The organism is Streptomyces sp. NRRL B-24484 (assembly GCF_000717715.1).
In the GTDB taxonomy this organism is placed as follows: domain Bacteria; phylum Actinomycetota; class Actinomycetes; order Streptomycetales; family Streptomycetaceae; genus Kitasatospora.
In genome coordinates this window covers 1-965 of record NZ_JOAI01000131.1, presented here as the reverse complement: position 1 = coordinate 965, position 965 = coordinate 1, and the positions used below count along the sequence as shown (strand labels likewise).

The following is a 965-nucleotide window of genomic DNA, read 5'->3' as shown; positions in this document are numbered from 1 at the left end:
CCGGCGACGACGATCTTCGCGGAGGTGGTGGCGCGGCTGGGGGCGGCCGCGTTAGAGCTTGCGAAGTCCACTGAGGACCCTTTCGAGCAGCGTGACGTCGGGCTGGTTGCCGGATTCGCCGCCGGCAGCGGGCTGGTGGATGGTGACCAGGCCGGCCTCGGCCAGGTCCGCCACGAGGATCCGGGCGACACCGAGCGGCAGGCCGAGCAGCGCGGAGACCTCGGCGACGGACTTCACGTCCGTGCAGAGCGTGCAGATCCGCTGGTGCTCGGGCAGCAGCGAGGCCAGGCGGGCCGGGTCGACGCTGGCCGAGACCAGCGCCTCGATGGCCAGCTCGTACCGCGGCCGGGTGCGGCCGCCGGTCATCGCGAACGGCCTGATCAGGGGCCCGGAGTCCGAGTCGTCCTCGAACTCCTCCACGTGGCCGGGCTCCTCGGGCGCGCGTTCAGGGAAGGGCTCGGGGCCCGGGTAGTCCTGGTACCCGGCCTCCGCCCCGTAGTGTCCCTGCTCCGGGGGCACGCCGTAGGGCTGCTGGTCCCCGTAGGGCTGGGTGAAGTACTGCTGGCCCGAGGGCGCGGCGTACTGCTGCTGGTACGGCTGTCCGTGGCCGACGCCGGGGGCTCCGAACGCGTCGTGGCCGGTACCGGGGTACGGGACGCCGTACTGACCGCTGCGGTCGTCTGGCGGTGTCACGGTTCCTCTCCTCACAGGGTGCGGCGGTGCGGTGCTGGCCCGGACACGGGGGTGTCCGGGCCGGTGGTGCGAAGGCCGTACAACGCCCGAACCCGAGTCCGCCGGCGGGTGCCGGAGGACTCGGGGACGGGCAATGAGGTCTTTCGAATACCAGGACGGTATCCGACGAACCGTCAGTGCAGCAGGCTGCCCTGCAGTTCTGCCCGGAGGGCGGGGGTGAGGACGGCGCCGGCGCGGTCGACGAGGAGTGCCATCTCGTAGCCGACGAGGCC

1 protein-coding gene and 1 pseudogene are annotated in these 965 nt (G+C 72.5%); both read right to left on the bottom strand.

Translation table 11 applies throughout. From position 1 onward, the window contains the following. Positions 1 to 51: 51 nt before the first annotated feature. On the bottom strand, positions 52 to 693 hold the full coding sequence (locus tag IE98_RS47580) for a DUF742 domain-containing protein (protein ID WP_234443894.1): 642 nt from the start codon (positions 691 to 693) through the stop codon (positions 52 to 54). Between the two features lie 173 nt (positions 694 to 866). After that, positions 867 to 965 (bottom strand): annotated as a pseudogene (locus tag IE98_RS0141565) (roadblock/LC7 domain-containing protein); the annotation flags it as partial.